Genomic DNA, 15,567 nt, shown 5'->3' on the forward strand with positions numbered 1-15,567 from the left:
GGCCCCACCCCATTCGCGCCCATGACCGCCCGCTTTCAATCCCTCGCCCCCAGCGTCCGCCTGGCCGACCAGGTCGCCGATGCATTGGCCGCCGAGGTGCGCAGCGGGCGCCTGTCCGAAGGCGACCGCCTGCCGACCGAGACCGCGCTGGCCGAGCAGTTCGGCGTGAGCCGCACGGTGGTGCGCGAGGCCGTGTCGCGGCTCAAGTCGCTGGGCCTGCTCGATTCGCGCCAGGGCAGTGGCGTGTATGTGCGCGCTGCCGGCGTCGAGCCGCTGCGCTTCGAGATGCCGCACGTGGCCTCGCGCGAAGCCGTCATCCAGATGGTCGAGCTGCGCCGCGCGCTCGAAGCCGAAGTGGCCGCGCTGGCCGCCGAGCGCCGCACGCCCGACGACGTGCAGCGCATCCGCGACGCCATCGACGCGCTGCACGCCGCCGTGGAAGCGGGCGGCAACGGCGCCGACGAAGACGTGCGCTTTCACCGCGCCATCGCCGAGGCAGCGCGCAACCCCTTCCTCATCGGCACGCTGCAGTACCTGCGGCAGTTTTTGCACGGCGCTACCCGCGTCACGCGCGCCAACGAGGCGCGCCGCGCCGACTTCGCGCGCGAGGTGGCGCAGGAGCACGCGCGCATCGTCGAGGCCATCGAGGCCGGTGATCCGCTGCGCGCGCGCGAGGCGGCCAAGAACCACATGGACAACGCGATCCGCCGCATCGAGCAGGCCGATCCCGCGTTCTGGCAGCAGGAAGGCGCGCAACTCGCGCGGCCACTGGTCGAAGGCTGGCCGATTGGCAGCTGAGGGCAGTTGAGGCAGTTGAAGGCGGCCGAGCCGACACAGAAAGACACCAGAAAGTAGCCGCGAACGGCGCGATCTCCGGGTTTACCCGGGTCAATTCACAAATCTCAAATTTGTATGATGACCTGACAAATCAACCGAGACAAAGCTTTCTCATGACTTCCTCGACCCTCCAGGCCGGCGCCATGCCGTCGTCCGCCGCAGCCGATGCCGCGCTCGAAAAGCGCACATACGCCAAGGTGTTCTGGCGCCTCGTGCCCTTTCTCATGCTCTGCTACGTGGTCGCGTACCTCGACCGCGTCAACGTGGGCTTCGCCAAACTGCAGATGGGGCAAGACCTGGGCTTCAGCGAAACCGTGTTCGGCCTGGGCGCGGGCATCTTCTTTCTCGGCTACTTTTTGTTCGAGGTGCCGAGCAACCTGCTGCTCAACCGCGTGGGCGCGCGCATCTGGATCGCGCGAATCATGATCACCTGGGGCCTGCTCTCGGCCTGCTTCATGTTCGTGAAGACGCCGACCAGCTTCTACATCCTGCGCTTCCTGCTCGGCGTGGCCGAGGCGGGCTTCTACCCGGGCGTGATCCTGTACCTCACGCACTGGTACCCGGCGCACCGGCGCGCGCGGATCATCGCGGTGTTCATGTCGGCCATTCCGGTGGCGGGCATCTTCGGCAACCCGCTGTCGGGCTGGATCATGGACAGCTTCCACGGCGTCTCGTCGATGAGCGGCTGGCAGTGGATGTTCCTGATCGAAGCCGTTCCCGCCGTGCTCGTGGGCGTGATGGTGCTGGTCTACCTCGACAACGGCATCGCCCAGGCGCGCTGGCTCAGCGCCGAAGAAAAGGCGCTGCTGCAGCGCGAGGTGGTGCGCGACGCCGCCCACGGCGCCAAGGGCCCGCACTCGGTGGCTGGCGTGTTTCGCGATGCGCGCATATGGTGGATGGCGTTCATCTACTTCGCCTTCGTCATGGGCCAATACGCACTCACCTTCTGGCTGCCCACGCTGGTCAAGGCCACGGGCGTGCAGGGCAACCTGAACATCGGGCTGCTCAGCGCCATTCCGTTCGTCTGCGCCATCGTCGCGATGAACCTCTTCGGCCGCAGCGCCGACCGCCGCCAGGAGCGCCGCTGGCACCTGATCGTTCCCGCGCTGATGGGTGCGATCGGCTTCACCGTCGCGGCTTCGTACACGCAGAACACGGTCGTGTCGCTGGCGTTCCTCTCGCTCGCCGCAGCCGGCGTGCTGACCTGCGCGCCGCTCTTCTGGTCGCTGCCCACAGCCTTTCTCACGGGCACGGCGGCGGCGGCCGGCATCGCGGCCATCAATTCGGTGGGCAACCTCGCGGGCTTCGTGAGCCCGTACCTCATCGGTTACCTGAAAGACCTGACGGGCAGCACGCAGATCGGCATGTACGTGCTGGCCGGTGCGCTGGTGCTCGGCGCCATCGGCGTGTGGCTCACGCCCAAGCAACTCGTGAATCGCTGATCCTCGAAAGAAAGAATCCCTGCATGACTTCCATCACCAACTCCTCCGTCGTCGGCCTCGTGGGCCTCGGCGCCATGGGCGCCGGCATGGCGCAATCGCTGCGCCGCGCGGGCCATGCGCCGCATGTGTTCGACGTGCGCCGCGAGGTCGCCGAAGCCTTCGCGCGCGACGGTGGCACGGCCTGCGACACGCTGGCCGCGCTCGGCGCGCAGTGCGACATCGTGGTCAGCGTCGTCGTGAATGCGGCGCAGACAGAGTCTGTGCTGTTCGGCGACGGCACCACGCCCGGCTGCGCCGCGTCGATGAAGCCCGGCAGCCTGTTCGTGATGTGCTCCACCGTCGATCCGAACTGGTCCGTGGCGCTCGAGGCGCGCCTCGAGAAGCTGGGCATCCTGTACCTCGACGCGCCCATCTCCGGCGGCGCAGCGAAGGCTGCGAGCGGCCAGATGACGATGATGACCGCCGGCACGCCCGCCGCCTACGAGAAGGCCGGCGCGGTGCTCGACGCGATGGCCGCCAAGGTCTACCGCCTGGGCGACAGCGCGGGCGCGGGCAGCAAGGTGAAAGTCATCAACCAGCTGCTGGCCGGCGTGCACATCGCAGCGGCGGCCGAGGCCATGGCGCTGGGCCTGCGCGAAGGCGTGGACCCTGCGGCGCTGTACGAAGTCATCACGCACAGCGCCGGCAACAGCTGGATGTTCGAGAACCGCATGGCGCACGTGCTCGCCGGCGACTACACGCCGCTATCGGCCGTCGACATCTTCGTGAAGGACCTCGGGCTGGTGCTCGACGTGGCGCGCGCAAGCAAGTTTCCGCTGCCGCTGTCGTCCACCGCGCACCAGATGTTCATGCAGGCCTCGACCGCGGGCTACGCGCGTGAAGACGACAGCGCGGTGATCAAGATCTTCCCGGGCATCGAAGTGCCGGCGCCGAAAAAACAGGCCTGAACAAGACAAGAAGGACACACTCGCTCATGAACATCCTCATCACCGGCGGCTGCGGCTTCCTTGGCGCCCGCCTCGCCCGCACGCTGCTCGCGGGCGGCAACCTCGCACTGGCCGGCGGCGCCGCGCAGCCCGTGTCGCGCATCACCCTGGCCGACCGCGTGCCGCCACCCGCCGACCTGGCCGGCGACGCGCGCGTGCAGTTCGTGCAGGGCGACCTGTACGAGCAGGCCGGCAACGGCGCGCTGCCGCTGGCCGACACCGACGCGGTGTTCCACCTCGCCGCCGCAGTGAGCGGCGAATGCGAGGCGGATTTCGACCTCGGCATGCGCAGCAACCTCGACACCACACGCGCCCTGCTCGAAGCCTGCCGCCGCGCAGGCCACTCGCCGGTGTTCGTGTTCTCCAGCTCGGTCGCAGTGTTCGGCGATTCGCCCGAGCAGCGCCTGCCCGCCGTGATCGAAGACACCACGCTGCCGACCCCGCAGAACAGCTACGGCATCCAGAAATTCATCGGCGAGCAGCTTGTTGCCGACTTCACGCGCAAGGGCTTCGTGCAGGGCCGCAACGTGCGGCTCATGACGGTGTCGGTGCGCCCCGGCCGCCCCAACGGCGCGGCCTCCAGCTTCCTGAGCGGCATGCTGCGCGAGCCATTGGCCGGTGAACGCGCACGCTGCCCCGTGTCGCCCGACACGCCCGTCGCGCTGGCTTCGCCTGGCAACACCGTCGCCGGCATCGTGCGCGCGGCCACTGCCAGTGCCACCGAGTGGGGTGCCCGCACCGCCATCAACCTGCCGGCACTGACGACCACCGTGCGCGAGATGGCGCAGGCGCTAGAGCGCATCGCCGGCAAGGACGCCACCGGCCTGATCGACTGGGAGCCCGACGCCGCCATCGCGAAGATCGTCACCAGCTGGCCCAGCCGCATCCACGCGGCACGCGCCGAGGCGCTGGGCCTGAAGGCCGACGCGAGCTTCGACGCCATCCTGCGCGACTACGTGCGCGAGAACGCACAGGCCGTGAAGCTGCCCGTTGCGAAGGACTGAAGAGCCATGGCAAAGCTAGTGCTCGGCTGCATCGCCGACGATTTCACGGGCGCCACCGACCTCGCCAACAACCTCGTGCGCGCTGGTATGCGCGTGGTGCAGGCCATCGGCGTGCCCGAAGGCCCGCTCGATGCGGATGTAGATGCCGTTGTCGTCGCGCTCAAGTCGCGCACCATCGCACCGGCCGAGGCCATCGCGCAGTCGCTCGATGCGCTGCGCTGGCTGCAGTCGCAGGGCGCGCAGCAGATCTATTTCAAGTACTGCTCCACCTTCGACAGCACGGCCCAAGGCAACATCGGCCCCGTGACCGAGGCGCTGATGGACGCGCTGCAATGCGACTTCACCATCGCGACGCCCGCCTTCCCCGACAACAAGCGCACCGTGTTCAAGGGCTACCTGTTCGCGGGTGACGTGTTGCTCAACGAGAGCGGCATGCAGAACCACCCGCTCACGCCGATGACCGACCCGAACCTCGTGCGCGTGCTGCAGGCGCAGTGCAAGCGCAAGGTGGGCCTGATCGACTACACGGTGGTGGCGCGCGGCGCGGCTGCCATCGACGAGCGCATCGCTCAGCTGAAGGCCGAGGGCGTGACGATCGCCGTCGTCGACGCGGTGTCGAACGACGACCTTCTGCGCATGGGCCCGGCGCTCGCGAAGATGCCGTTGCTCACCGCGGGCTCGGGCGTGGCCATCGGCCTGCCGGCCAACTTCGGACTCGCGCCTTCTTCGCAGGCCAGTGCATTGCCAAAGGCCGGCGGCAAGACGGCGGTGGTCTCGGGCAGCTGCTCGCTGGCCACCAACCGGCAGGTGCTCGACTTCATCCAGCGCGGCGGCGCGGCAATGGCCATCGACCCGCTGCGCATCGCGGCGGGCGTGGACGTTGCCGCCGAGGCTCTGGCCTGGGCCACGCCTCTGATCGACAAGGGCCCTGTGCTCGTCTACTCGACCGCCGAAGCCGGCGCCGTGAAGTCGGTGCAAGGCAGACTCGGTGTCGAGGAAGCCGGCGCGATGGTCGAACGCACCATTGCAGCCATCGCGCGCGGCCTGGTCGAACGCGGTGTGCACCAACTGGTGGTGGCCGGCGGCGAGACCTCGGGCGCATGCGTGCAGGCACTGGGCATCGCGCAGATGCAGATCGGCCCGCAGATCGACCCCGGTGTGCCGTGGTGCTATGCGCGTTCTGACGCTGCGCCGGAGGCAGGCGTGCACATCGCGCTGAAGTCCGGCAACTTTGGCAGCGACGATTTCTTCACCAAGGCCTTTACAGTGCTCGCATGACCGAGAACGAAGCCCGCGAAGAAATCTGCCGCGTCGGCCGCAGCCTGTTCGAGCGCGGCTACGTGCATGCCACCGCCGGCAACATCAGCGTGCGGCTGGACGACGGCTTTCTCATCACGCCGACCGATGCCTGCCTCGGCTTTCTCGACCCGGCGCGATTGGCCAGACTCGATGCGCAAGGCCAGCAGACCAGCGGAGACCGCGCCAGCAAGACCATCGCACTGCACACGCGCATCTACGCCGCCGCGCGCAAGTTCGATGCGAACACGGCCTGCGTGATTCACACCCACAGCACGCACTGCGTCGCGCTCACGCTGAACGAGCCGGGCGACGAACTGCTGCCCGCGCTTACACCGTATTTCGTGATGAAGGTCGGCCACGTGCCAGTCATTGCGTACCACCGCCCCGGCGCGCCCGAAGCGGCCGAGCAGGTGGCACAAACCGTCGAGCGCTTCGGCACTGCCGGCACGCCGATTCGCGCCGTGATGCTCACGCGCCTCGGCCCCAACGTCTGGCACGACACGCCGGCCGCCGCCATGGCAGTGCTCGAGGAACTCGAAGAAACCGCACGGCTTCAGCAGCTCACGCAGGCCGCACGGCCCGAGCCGCTGAACGCCGATCAGATCGATGAACTGCGCCGTACCTTCGGTGCGCGCTGGTAGTACAAACACCCCATGCCCCAATTCGCCGCCAACCTCTCGATGCTCTACCCGGAGCTTGCCTTTCTCGACCGCTTCGACGCCGCCGCGAAAGACGGCTTCAAGGCCGTGGAATATCTCTTCCCCTACGACTTTGCGAAAGACGAAATCCTCGCGCGGCTCAAGCACAACGGCCTGCAGCAGGTGCTGTTCAACGGCCCGCCCGGCGACTGGAACGGAGGCGAACGCGGCCTGGCCTGCCTGCCCGGGCGCGACGCCGAGTTTCGTGAAGGCATTGCCAAGGCCATCGACTACGCCGTGGCGCTCGACTGCCCGCGCATCCATGTCATGGCTGGCCTCGTGCCCGAAGGCCTGGAGCGCGACGCGCTTCAGCCCGTGTACCTCGACAACCTGCGCTGGGCCGCGGCCGAAGCCGCCAAGGCGGGCCGCGACGTGCTGATCGAGCCGATCAACACGCGCGACATTCCGCGCTTCTTCCTCAACCGGCAAGACCACGCGCACGAGATCGTCGAAACGGTGGGCGCGCCCAATCTCAAGGTGCAGATGGACCTGTACCACTGCCAGATCGTCGAAGGCGACGTGGCGATGAAGATCCGCAAGTACCTGCCTACCGGCCGTGTCGGCCACATCCAGATCGCCGGTGTGCCCGAGCGCCATGAGCCCGACATCGGCGAGCAGAACTACCCGTATCTGTTCGACGTGCTCGACGAGGTGTCGGCGCAGTGCGGCTGGCAGGGCTGGGTCGGCTGCGAATACCGGCCGAAGCGCGGCTCGGAGCCGGGCGGCACCTCGGCCGGCCTCGGCTGGCTACGGGCCTGGGAGCAGCGGCACGCATGAAGCTCGAGGCGCTGCGCATTCCGGCGCCGCTGCGTGCATTCGCGGCGGGCGATGCGCAGCTGTTTGATGTCACGCTGGCCGGCGACAAGGTCGCATCCATCGTGCCCAGCTCTCAACAGAAGCACGCGAGCGGCACGCTGCTGAGCGCACTGGTCGAGGCGCATGCGCACATCGACAAGAACTACACCGTGCAGGACGTGGGTGCGGCGCAGGGCAACCTGTTCGCAGCCATCGACCGCATGAACAGGCACCGCGACAGCTGGACCGGCGAGTCGCTGCGGCTTCGCATGGAGCGTGCATTGAACGACGCGTGGCAATCGGGCACGCGTGCGCTGCGCACGCACCTCGACTGGGTGCAGGCCGAACCGCCGGCCGCGCTGGCCGTGTTCGAGGCGCTGCGCGAGGAATGGCGCGGCCGCGTCGAGCTGCAGTTCGTCTCGCTCACGCCGCTCGATCTGTTCGCCGATCAGACTGCTGGCGAACGCATCGCGCGCGAGGTGAAGCGCGCAGGCGGCGTGCTCGGTGCGTTCGTCTATCGCAACGAAGTCATTGTCCACAAGCTCGGGCGCGTGTTCGACCTTGCGCAGCAACACGGGCTCGGCCTCGACTTCCATGTCGACGAAGGGCTCGACGCCGAGGCCACCGGCCTGCGCAGCATCGCGCAGTTGGTGCGGGCGCGCGACTTCAGGCACGGCGTGGTCTGCGGCCATGCCTGCTCGCTCTCGGTGCAAGACGACGCGGTTGCCGGAGAAACGCTGGCACTGTGCGCCGGCGCGGGCATTCACCTTGTCGCGCTGCCCACCACCAACCTCTATTTGCAAGGCGCCTGGGACCGCACGCCGGTGCAGCGCGGCATCACGCGCATCCGCGAAGCTGCGGCACGGGGCTTGCGTGCAAGCCTCGCAACCGACAACGTGCAGGACGCCTTCTATCCCTACGGCAGCTACGACTTGTTGGAGACCTTCGGCCTCGGTGTGCAGATGGCGCACCTGGCCCCGGCCTCCGACTGGCTCGACACCGTCACCGTGAGCCCTGCGAAAGCGCTGGGGCTCGCATGGGACGGGCGCATCGCACCGGGCTGCCCGGCGGACCTGCTGGTGCTGTCGGCCACAGACGAACACGAACTCATCGGCTCGCGCGGGCGGCAACGTACTGTCATCCGCGCTGGCCAGGTACTGGAGAAAACACAATGAGCACGATGGGCAAGCCAATGGCCAACTACGCCGCAGCCAAGCGCGTCGGCGATTTTGTCTTCATGAGCGGCGTGGTCGCGGTCGATCCGGCCACGCGCCGCGCCGTCGCCGGCTACGACGCCATTCCCGAGGCGGCACGCACCGCGCTGCAGGGCGTGGGCTATGCCACTGGCCAGATGTCTGTAGACATTTTCGAAGCGCCCATCGTCGCGCAGAGCTGGTTCGTGCTCGAGCGCATCCGCCAGATCGCCGCCGAGCATGGCGGCACCATGGAAGACGTGGTGAAGCTGGTGCAGTACTTCCGCCATCTGCCGCACTACGCCTTCTACAACCGCGTGCGCGGCCTGTTCTATCCGGGCGAGCCGCCGGTGAGCACGGTGGTGGAGGTGTCGCGCTTCCTGCCGGGGGACGAAGTGCTGGTGGAAGTCGAAGCGACGATGTACCTGCCCCAGCGCTCTTCCTCTACTTGACCCCAGCCCCCTTCAGCAAGAACTCCGTCACCTGCTCGATCAGGTAGCGCCGGTCCTTGTCGTCCCCCTGCTGGGCGGCACTGCGGTAGTACGCAGCCTGCGTGGCGTGGTCGGCGTAGAACTGCGTCACCGCCCAGATGTGGAACAGCACCAGCATCGGGTCGGCCTTGTCCATCAGGCCCTGGTTCATCCAGTTCTGGATCACGGCGGCGGCCTGGTCGGTGCGCTGCTTGCTTGTGTCCATCATGTTGTTGATGACGGGCGCGCCGCGCATCATCTCGGCCGTGAAGATGCGCGAGCGCAGCGGGTGCTCGAACGAGAACATCATCTTGCGCTGGATCAGGTCGCCCAGCACCTTGCGCGGGCCGAAGGCCTCGTCGCTGAAGCCGAACACCACGATCCAGTCGGTGAGGATGTCCTGCAGCACCTGCCGGTACAGCGCTTCCTTGCTCTCGATGTAGTAATGCAGCTGCGCCTTCGACAGGCCGGCCTTGTCGGCGATGGCCTGCGTCGATGCGCCGGCCAGCCCTTCGCTTGCGAACACCTCGATGGCGGCCTGGTTGATGAGGCCGAGCACCTGCGTGTACTTGCGCGAGCGGCCGCGCGTGGCGGGCGCCTCGCTGTCGCTCTCTTCGTTGACGGGCGTGCGCGCGCTCACAGCTGGAGTTCCAGTTCCTGGCCTTTGGCGCGCGAGCAGCACAGGGCGACCTTGTGGCGGCGCTCGCTGCCCGTGAGGCAGAAGTCGCGGTGCTCGGCGCCCTCGCCGTCGCCCTCGACCACGCAGGTGCCGCACAGGCCCTGCTGGCACGACACGGGGATGTCGATGCCGACTTCGTGCAGCGCGTCGACGGCCGTCTGGTCGGCCGCCACCGGCACGCTGATGCCGCGCCGGGCGAGCTTCAGCGTGAAGGGCAGGCCGGTGGTGGCGTTGGCGTCGGTCGGTGCGGCGAAGTATTCGGCGTGCAGCGCGTCTTCGGGCCAGTGCGCGGCCGCGTCGCGCACTGCCTTCATGAAGCCGCCGGGGCCGCAGACGTAGAGGTGCGTGCCCGGTGCACGCCGGGCCAGCAGCGCATGCAGGTCGATGCGTTGCGAAGCATCGCCCTGGTCGAGATGCAGCCGCAGGTACGGCGCCAGCGAGGGCGCGTGCAGCGCCTCGGCGAACGCCAGATGCTCTTCGCTGCGCGCGAACACGCACAGCGTGAACTGCGCGCCGCGCGCGGCAAGCGCCTGCGCCATCGCCAGTAGCGGCGTCATGCCGATGCCGCCGGCCAGCAGCAGGTGGTGCGTGGCCTCCTCGCGCAGCGGAAAGGTGTTGCGCGGCGCGCTGATCGGCAGCAGATCGCCCTCGCGCACGCGATCGTGCATCGAGGCCGAGCCGCCGCGGCTGACAAGTTCGCGCTTCACGCCGATCACGTACGAGTTGGCGTCGGAAGGCGCGCGCGCCAGCGAGTACTGCCGCGAGAAGCCCCCGGGCATGTGCACGTCGATATGCGCGCCGGCCTCGTAGGAAGGCAGCGGCCGGCCCCACGGGTGGGCCAGCTCGAAGGCCAAAATTTCCGGCGTCTGACGCGATATGCGTTCGACGCGGACGGTGAGCGTGCGTTCGAGGCTCATGGAGTTGTCTCCCTGTGTCGATGTTTTCTAGATGCTGCCCAGCTTGCGCGACACGCGCTCGATGAAATGGGTGCGGTCGCGTGCAGTCACTGCGTTCATGTCGTGCAGCTGCAGCCACGTCACCTTGCAGCGCCACGCGAACAGCGCACGCAGCGCACGCGTGAACAGCCGCCGGCCCGGGTCGCCGATCATCAGCACGAACCAGCGCGGCGAGCCGCCGGTGGTCACTACCGTCAGCCGCCGGATGTGCCGCATGCCCGACTTCGCGAGCTGTCCCTTGCGTTCCGCCGGCAGGAAGGCCACGCCCGGCAGCCACACCCGTTCGAGCCAGCCCTTGAGCATCGACGGTGGCCCGTGGAACCAGGTGGGAAACACGAACACAAGATGCTCGGCCCACAGCAGCGCTTCGACGTGGGGTTTCACGCGTTCGCGGATCAGGTCGGGGTTGTCGAGGTAGGCGATGCGCTCTTCGCGGGTCAGCGTCGGGTCGAAGCCCTCGGCGTACAGGTCGATGGCCTTGACGGGGTGTCGCGGTTCGAGCGCCTCGAGGGCGGTGCGATAGAGCGCGTGGTTGAAGCTGTCAGGGTTCGGATGGCAGTGGACGACTAGCGTTTTCATGTGGAGGGCCGGTTCGCCTGTCGGCGAGACGGGGTCAGAGCCCAAGGAGTAAAAGGCCGCGCAGTGCCTTATGGCAACCCAGGCGCCGGCATCTGACCCCGGCGCAAGCCCCGCGCGACCCACGGGAAAAAATCGGTGTGCTTACTTGCCGGTGAGCTTCTTGCGGACGTCGACACCGACGCCCTTGTTGACGAACTGCGTGGTCACGACTTTCGAGAGATCGACCTCGCCTGTCTTGTACAAGCCGGCCTTGACCATCTTGTCGTAGAAGTCCTTCACGCGGGCCTCGTCCATTGCGCCGATGCCCTTGGTGAGCGATTCGCCGCTGTCGACGATGCCCATCTTCTTCATCAGCTCGATGGAGCCTTGCGAGGCAGCCACGGGCGAGTCGGGGTTGATCTTGGCGATCATCTCGTTGGCGGCCTTGTTGTCGCCGTAGAGGTAGTTGTTCCAGCCGATGATCGATGCCTCGACAAACTTGCGCACGGTCTCGGGCTTGGTCTTGATCAGGTCGGCGCGCGTCTCGATGGTGGTCGAGTAGGTCGAGAAGCCGTTGTCGGCCAGCAGCTGCACCACCGGGTCGAAGCCGGCCTGCGCCTTGATCGACAGCGGCTCCGAAATGGCATAGCCCTGCTGAATGGACTTCTTGTCCGCCAGGAACGGGCCGACGTTGAAGGTGTAGGGCTTGAGCTGCGAGTCCTTGAAGCCGTGCTCCGACTTCATCCACTGCCAGAAGCTGAACTGGCCGTCCTTGCCGATGAAGGCCACCGGCGCCTTGGTCATGTCCTTGAAGGTGTCGAAGCCCTGGCCCGGGTGGGCGAACATGGCCTGCGGGTCTTTCTGGAAGAAGGCCGCGACCACCACCGTGGGCACGCCGTTCTTCACGTTGTCGAAGGACTGCAGCAGGTTGCCGGTCATCAGAAAGTCGACCTTGCCGGCCGGCAGCATCGGCCGGTTGTTCACCATCGGGCCGCCCTGCTGGATGTCGACGTCGAGGCCGTACTTCTTGTAGGTGCCGTCCACCAGCGCCTGGTAGAAGCCGCCGTGGCCGGCCTGCGCCTTCCAGTTGGTGGCGAACACCACTTTTTCCTGCGCCTGCGCGGCGAAGGCGGCGGCCGCGAGGGCCAGGCCGAGAGCAAGCGGACGGATTGTCAGAGCGGGAACGCGCATGGCAGTGGACTCCTGGGTTGAATGCGACGGGGTATTTTCATGTCAGCGGTCCACCACGTGATGGATGAGGCTGATCGAGGTGCGTGTGTTGGGGGCGCTTCTGTTCGGGACGCGTGCACAGGCCGTCGGGTACTCCCCTCCGCGAATGTCCCCCGGCCTGCGGCCTCCTCCTTTATTTCGCTGCGGGGAGCACCCGACGGCCTGTGCACCTGGGCACGCTGCTGGTGTGCGGCCGATCAACGACTGCTCCGAATAACGATCACGTCGATGGGGTGCCTTGCGCAGCGAAATAAAGGAGGAGGCCGCAGGCCGGGGGACATTCGCGGAGCAAGGTACCCCGTCGGCGTGAGCGCGCCACGAACAGCAGCACTCAGAGCTACCAATGCGACGAATGGCAGAGCAAGGTTTCATTTCAACGCTCGACGGCCATGTCGGGATGCCAGCCGCGCGTCTTGCCGGGATTCATGAGCCCCATCGGGTCGCTGCGCTTCTTGAACTCGATCTGCTGCGTGTCGATGGTCTTCATGCCACCGTCCTCGATGGTCACGACGTGCGGGTTGAAGATCTTGCATCCGCCCTGCGACTCGATCTCGCGGATTAGCTCGTACTGATGGGCCTCGCCCTTCCAGCGCACCAGCAGGATGCCGAAGGTGCCGCACTCGCCGTTGGCGCGCGCGAAGTCCTGGTGCTGCAGCACGTCGTCGCCGAAGATTTGCAGATGCCGCTCGACCACCGCTGGGTCGAAGGGCTGGGCGTAGGCCACCTGCAGGTAGGTCCAGCCGCGGTCTGCCTTCAGTGCCTGCAGCGTCGTGTGGTTGAACGCGCACTCGTAGGCCGGGGGCAGGCCGTCGGCGAGCAGCTCGGCTTCGGTGCCGGCTACGGAGATCGTGCCGCCCTGCGCACTGGCCAGCGCACGGAAGTTCGCCATCGACTCGGGCGAGACCATGGCGAACACCGCATGACGGTCGGCCGGGAAGCGGTCGCGCATGGCCGTGTAGTAGGGCGAGAAGCGCGCCTCCACCGTCGAGAGCAGGAAGATGTCGAGCGAAGGCGCCTGCGCCGCAATGCCGAAATCGAGCGCGCCGCGATAGGTCTCGAAGAGCACCGTGCAGTGCACCCATTCGACGGCCGGGCTCAGCGCGACTTCCACGTCGAGGATCACGCCATTGGTGCCGTAGGCGTGGTGCACCTGCTGGATCTCGTCGCCGTGCAGTTCGATGATGCGCGGCTCGCGCTCCACCGTCATCACGCGCGCGCGCAGCAGGTTGCCCGGGTCGCGCAGGATGCCGTGGCGAAACGAGCCGATGCCGCCGAAGCCGCCCGCGATGAAGCCGCCGATGGACGCCACGTGCCAGGTCGAGGGCCACATGCGCAGCGCCTGGCCGGTTTCTCGCGCGGCGAGGTCGATGTCGTGCATGCGCGCGCCGGCCTCGACGCGGATGCGTCCGGGCTGGATGTCGAGCACGCGGCACATCTGCGTCACGTCGAGCACGATGCCGCCTTCCAGCGGCACGCACTGGCCGTAGTTGCCGGTGCCGCCGGCGCGCACGGTAAGCGGCAGCTTCCACCTGGCGGCCACGGCAGCGGCCTGCCGCACGTCGTCTTCGGTGCTGACCTTGACGACAAGGTCGGCCACGCAGCCCGCGAGCTGCGCGCTGAGGATGGGGCTGTACCAGTAGAAGTCTTTCGACAGCTGCTTGCGCTGGGCCGGCGCGGTGATGACGTTGAGGCCGCGCAGGTCGGCGCGCACGGCATCCCAGTCGACGGCAGGCACGATGGTCCTAGCGTTCACGGCGCATTTCGCTTTCGTGCCAATGCCCGAGCACCAGCCGCGACAGCGCCGCAAACACGATGAAGATCACGATGCCCAGCAACGACACCAGCAGCAGCGCCGCGAACATCATCGGAATCTCGGTGCGGAAGCTCGATTCGAGAATGCGCGAGGCAAGACCTGTTTCCTTGCCCGCGGTGCCGGCCGTGAACTCGGCCACCACCGCGCCGATCAGGCTCAGCCCGCCCGCGATCTTCAGGCCCGCCATGAAGTACGGCAGCGCGCTGGGCGCGAGCAGGTAGCGAAAGGTCTGCCACGGCGAGGCCTTGTAGAGCTGGAACAGGTCGCGAAGGTTGCTGTCCGCGCTTTTCAGGCCGATGACGGTGTTCGACAAAATCGGGAAGAAGGCCACGATCCACGCGCACAGCAGCAGCGCCGCCGTGGTGCTCGACACGTAGATCAGGATCAGCGGCGCAATCGCGATGATCGGCGTCACCTGAAGGATCACCGCGATCGGGAACAGGCCGATCTCCACCCACTTGAAGAGAGCGAATGCAATGGCCAGCAGCACGCCGCCGACGATGGCCGCAGCGAGCGCGAGCAGCGTGAGCTTCACCGTGAACCACAGCGCGCTGGACAGCGAATCCCAGTTGTCGAACAGCGTGCGAAGAATGAGCGAGGGCGCGGGCAGGATGTAGTGCGGGATGTTGTTGGCGCGAACCGTCCATTCCCAGATGAGCAGCAGCAGCACGACGATGCCCGCGGGCACCACGATGCGCAGCAGCGACTCGCGCCGGCGCAGCCTGTCTTCGTGCGCGCGCAGCGATGCCTCGGAGGGCGCCGCATCCGCATTGGCATCCGCGAGGGCGACGGGCTCAGTGATCGATGTCGAGGCCATGCAGGGCTCCGTGCAGGGATTGCGACACGGCAGTGCAGTGCGCGTTGTAGCGGCTCGATGTGCGGAACTCTTCGCCGCGCGGATAGGGTTCGTCGATGCGGATCTCGTCGATCACGCGGCCCGGGCGCGCGGCCATCACGACGATGCGGTTCGACAGGTACACCGACTCGTACACGCTGTGCGTGACGAACACGACCGAGAAGCGGTGCTCGCGCCAGATGGCCAGCAGGTCGTTGTTGAGTTTGATACGCGTCATTTCGTCGAGCGCGGCAAAGGGCTCGTCCATCAGCAGCAGGCGTGGGTGCGTGACCAGTGCGCGCGCGATCGACACGCGCATCTTCATGCCGCCCGACAGTTCACGCGGGTACACGTCGGCAAAGCGCGAGAGGCCGACCATTTCAAGCACCTGCTGCACCACCGGCGCGGCTGCATCGCGGCTCATGCCTGCGAGCTTGAGTGGCAGCCACACGTTGTCGAACACCTTGGCCCAGGGCATGAGCGTGGGCTCCTGGAACACGAAGCCCAGGTCGCGGTCGCTCTGCGTCTTTCCGGTGTTGGCACCCGACCAGTGCATGTCGCCCGAACTGAGGCGCGTGAGCCCCGCGATGAGGCGCAGCGCGGTGCTCTTGCCGCAGCCCGAGGGGCCGAGGAAGCTGATGAAGTCGTGCTCGCCGATGTCGAGCGTCATGCCCTGCAGCGCGAGCGTGCCGTTGGCAAAACGCTTGCTGACGTTGCGCAGGGTGACCAGCGGCGGGGTGGATGGCGTGGTGCTTTCCATGATGCGTGCGAG

The 15,567-nt window shown here is 67.3% G+C and carries 16 protein-coding genes; 9 read left to right on the top strand and 7 right to left on the bottom strand.

Features of this window, described 5'->3' with window-relative positions; all coding sequences use genetic code 11:
• Nucleotides 1-21: 21 nt before the first annotated feature.
• The 9 genes from NWF24_RS33300 to NWF24_RS33340 all read left to right on the top strand — a co-directional run bounded on the left by NWF24_RS33300 (nucleotide 22) and on the right by NWF24_RS33340 (nucleotide 8,706).
• Nucleotides 22-798: a FadR/GntR family transcriptional regulator gene (locus tag NWF24_RS33300; RefSeq protein WP_097197659.1), complete on the top strand. Its 777-nt coding sequence runs from the start codon at nucleotides 22-24 to the stop codon at nucleotides 796-798.
• A 152-nt stretch (nucleotides 799-950) separates the two neighbouring features.
• The gene (locus NWF24_RS33305) at nucleotides 951-2,279 is read left to right on the top strand and encodes an MFS transporter (RefSeq protein WP_258352237.1); all 1,329 of its coding nucleotides are present in this window, start codon (nucleotides 951-953) and stop codon (nucleotides 2,277-2,279) included.
• Nucleotides 2,246-3,226: an L-threonate dehydrogenase gene (gene ltnD, locus NWF24_RS33310; RefSeq protein ID WP_258352238.1), complete on the top strand. Its 981-nt coding sequence runs from the start codon at nucleotides 2,246-2,248 to the stop codon at nucleotides 3,224-3,226. Before NWF24_RS33305 ends, ltnD begins: the two co-directional genes overlap by 34 nt.
• Before the next feature lie 26 nt (nucleotides 3,227-3,252).
• A complete protein-coding gene (gene denD, locus NWF24_RS33315; protein ID WP_258352239.1) occupies nucleotides 3,253-4,269 on the top strand; it encodes a D-erythronate dehydrogenase in 1,017 nt (338 codons plus the stop codon).
• Between the two features lie 6 nt (nucleotides 4,270-4,275).
• Nucleotides 4,276-5,547 (top strand): 3-oxo-tetronate kinase, encoded by a 1,272-nt coding sequence (otnK, locus tag NWF24_RS33320; protein WP_258352240.1) that lies wholly within the window; start codon nucleotides 4,276-4,278, stop codon nucleotides 5,545-5,547.
• Nucleotides 5,544-6,209 carry a class II aldolase/adducin family protein gene (locus NWF24_RS33325; protein WP_258352241.1) on the top strand — a complete coding sequence of 222 codons (666 nt, stop codon included), beginning with the start codon at nucleotides 5,544-5,546 and terminating at the stop codon, nucleotides 6,207-6,209. Before otnK ends, NWF24_RS33325 begins: the two co-directional genes overlap by 4 nt.
• A gap of 12 nt (nucleotides 6,210-6,221) precedes the next feature.
• Nucleotides 6,222-7,043, top strand: coding sequence for a 2-oxo-tetronate isomerase (otnI, locus tag NWF24_RS33330; protein WP_093174382.1), 822 nt, complete (start codon nucleotides 6,222-6,224; stop codon nucleotides 7,041-7,043).
• Entirely contained in the window at nucleotides 7,040-8,236 is a 1,197-nt protein-coding gene (locus tag NWF24_RS33335) for an amidohydrolase family protein (RefSeq protein WP_258352242.1), read from the top strand. The genes otnI and NWF24_RS33335 overlap by 4 nt, the downstream gene beginning before the upstream one ends.
• Complete coding sequence (locus NWF24_RS33340; RefSeq protein WP_258352243.1) at nucleotides 8,233-8,706, top strand: RidA family protein; 474 nt, start codon at nucleotides 8,233-8,235, stop codon at nucleotides 8,704-8,706. Before NWF24_RS33335 ends, NWF24_RS33340 begins: the two co-directional genes overlap by 4 nt.
• On the opposite strand, the gene NWF24_RS33345 is transcribed toward NWF24_RS33340, so the two are convergent.
• The 7 genes from NWF24_RS33345 to NWF24_RS33375 all read right to left on the bottom strand — a co-directional run bounded on the left by NWF24_RS33345 (nucleotide 8,699) and on the right by NWF24_RS33375 (nucleotide 15,555).
• Nucleotides 8,699-9,364, bottom strand: coding sequence for a TetR family transcriptional regulator C-terminal domain-containing protein (locus tag NWF24_RS33345; RefSeq protein ID WP_258352244.1), 666 nt, complete (start codon nucleotides 9,362-9,364; stop codon nucleotides 8,699-8,701). The two genes, NWF24_RS33340 and NWF24_RS33345, sit on opposite strands and share 8 nt — an antisense overlap.
• Nucleotides 9,361-10,320, bottom strand: coding sequence for a PDR/VanB family oxidoreductase (locus NWF24_RS33350; RefSeq protein ID WP_258352245.1), 960 nt, complete (start codon nucleotides 10,318-10,320; stop codon nucleotides 9,361-9,363). Before NWF24_RS33350 ends, NWF24_RS33345 begins: the two co-directional genes overlap by 4 nt.
• Before the next feature lie 27 nt (nucleotides 10,321-10,347).
• Nucleotides 10,348-10,938, bottom strand: coding sequence for an NAD(P)H-dependent oxidoreductase (locus NWF24_RS33355; RefSeq protein WP_258352246.1), 591 nt, complete (start codon nucleotides 10,936-10,938; stop codon nucleotides 10,348-10,350).
• Between the two features lie 141 nt (nucleotides 10,939-11,079).
• A complete protein-coding gene (locus NWF24_RS33360; protein ID WP_258352247.1) occupies nucleotides 11,080-12,108 on the bottom strand; it encodes an ABC transporter substrate-binding protein in 1,029 nt (342 codons plus the stop codon).
• Between the two features lie 412 nt (nucleotides 12,109-12,520).
• Nucleotides 12,521-13,900, bottom strand: a complete 1,380-nt coding sequence (locus NWF24_RS33365) for an FAD-binding oxidoreductase (RefSeq protein WP_258352248.1) — start codon at nucleotides 13,898-13,900, stop codon at nucleotides 12,521-12,523.
• Complete coding sequence (locus NWF24_RS33370) at nucleotides 13,890-14,777, bottom strand: ABC transporter permease (RefSeq protein ID WP_176928797.1); 888 nt, start codon at nucleotides 14,775-14,777, stop codon at nucleotides 13,890-13,892. The genes NWF24_RS33365 and NWF24_RS33370 overlap by 11 nt, the downstream gene beginning before the upstream one ends.
• Nucleotides 14,755-15,555, bottom strand: coding sequence for an ABC transporter ATP-binding protein (locus NWF24_RS33375; protein WP_093055344.1), 801 nt, complete (start codon nucleotides 15,553-15,555; stop codon nucleotides 14,755-14,757). Before NWF24_RS33375 ends, NWF24_RS33370 begins: the two co-directional genes overlap by 23 nt.
• Nucleotides 15,556-15,567: the final 12 nt, after the last annotated feature.

The sequence above is a fragment of the Variovorax paradoxus genome (genome assembly GCF_024734665.1).
Classification (GTDB): Bacteria; Pseudomonadota; Gammaproteobacteria; order Burkholderiales; family Burkholderiaceae_C; genus Variovorax.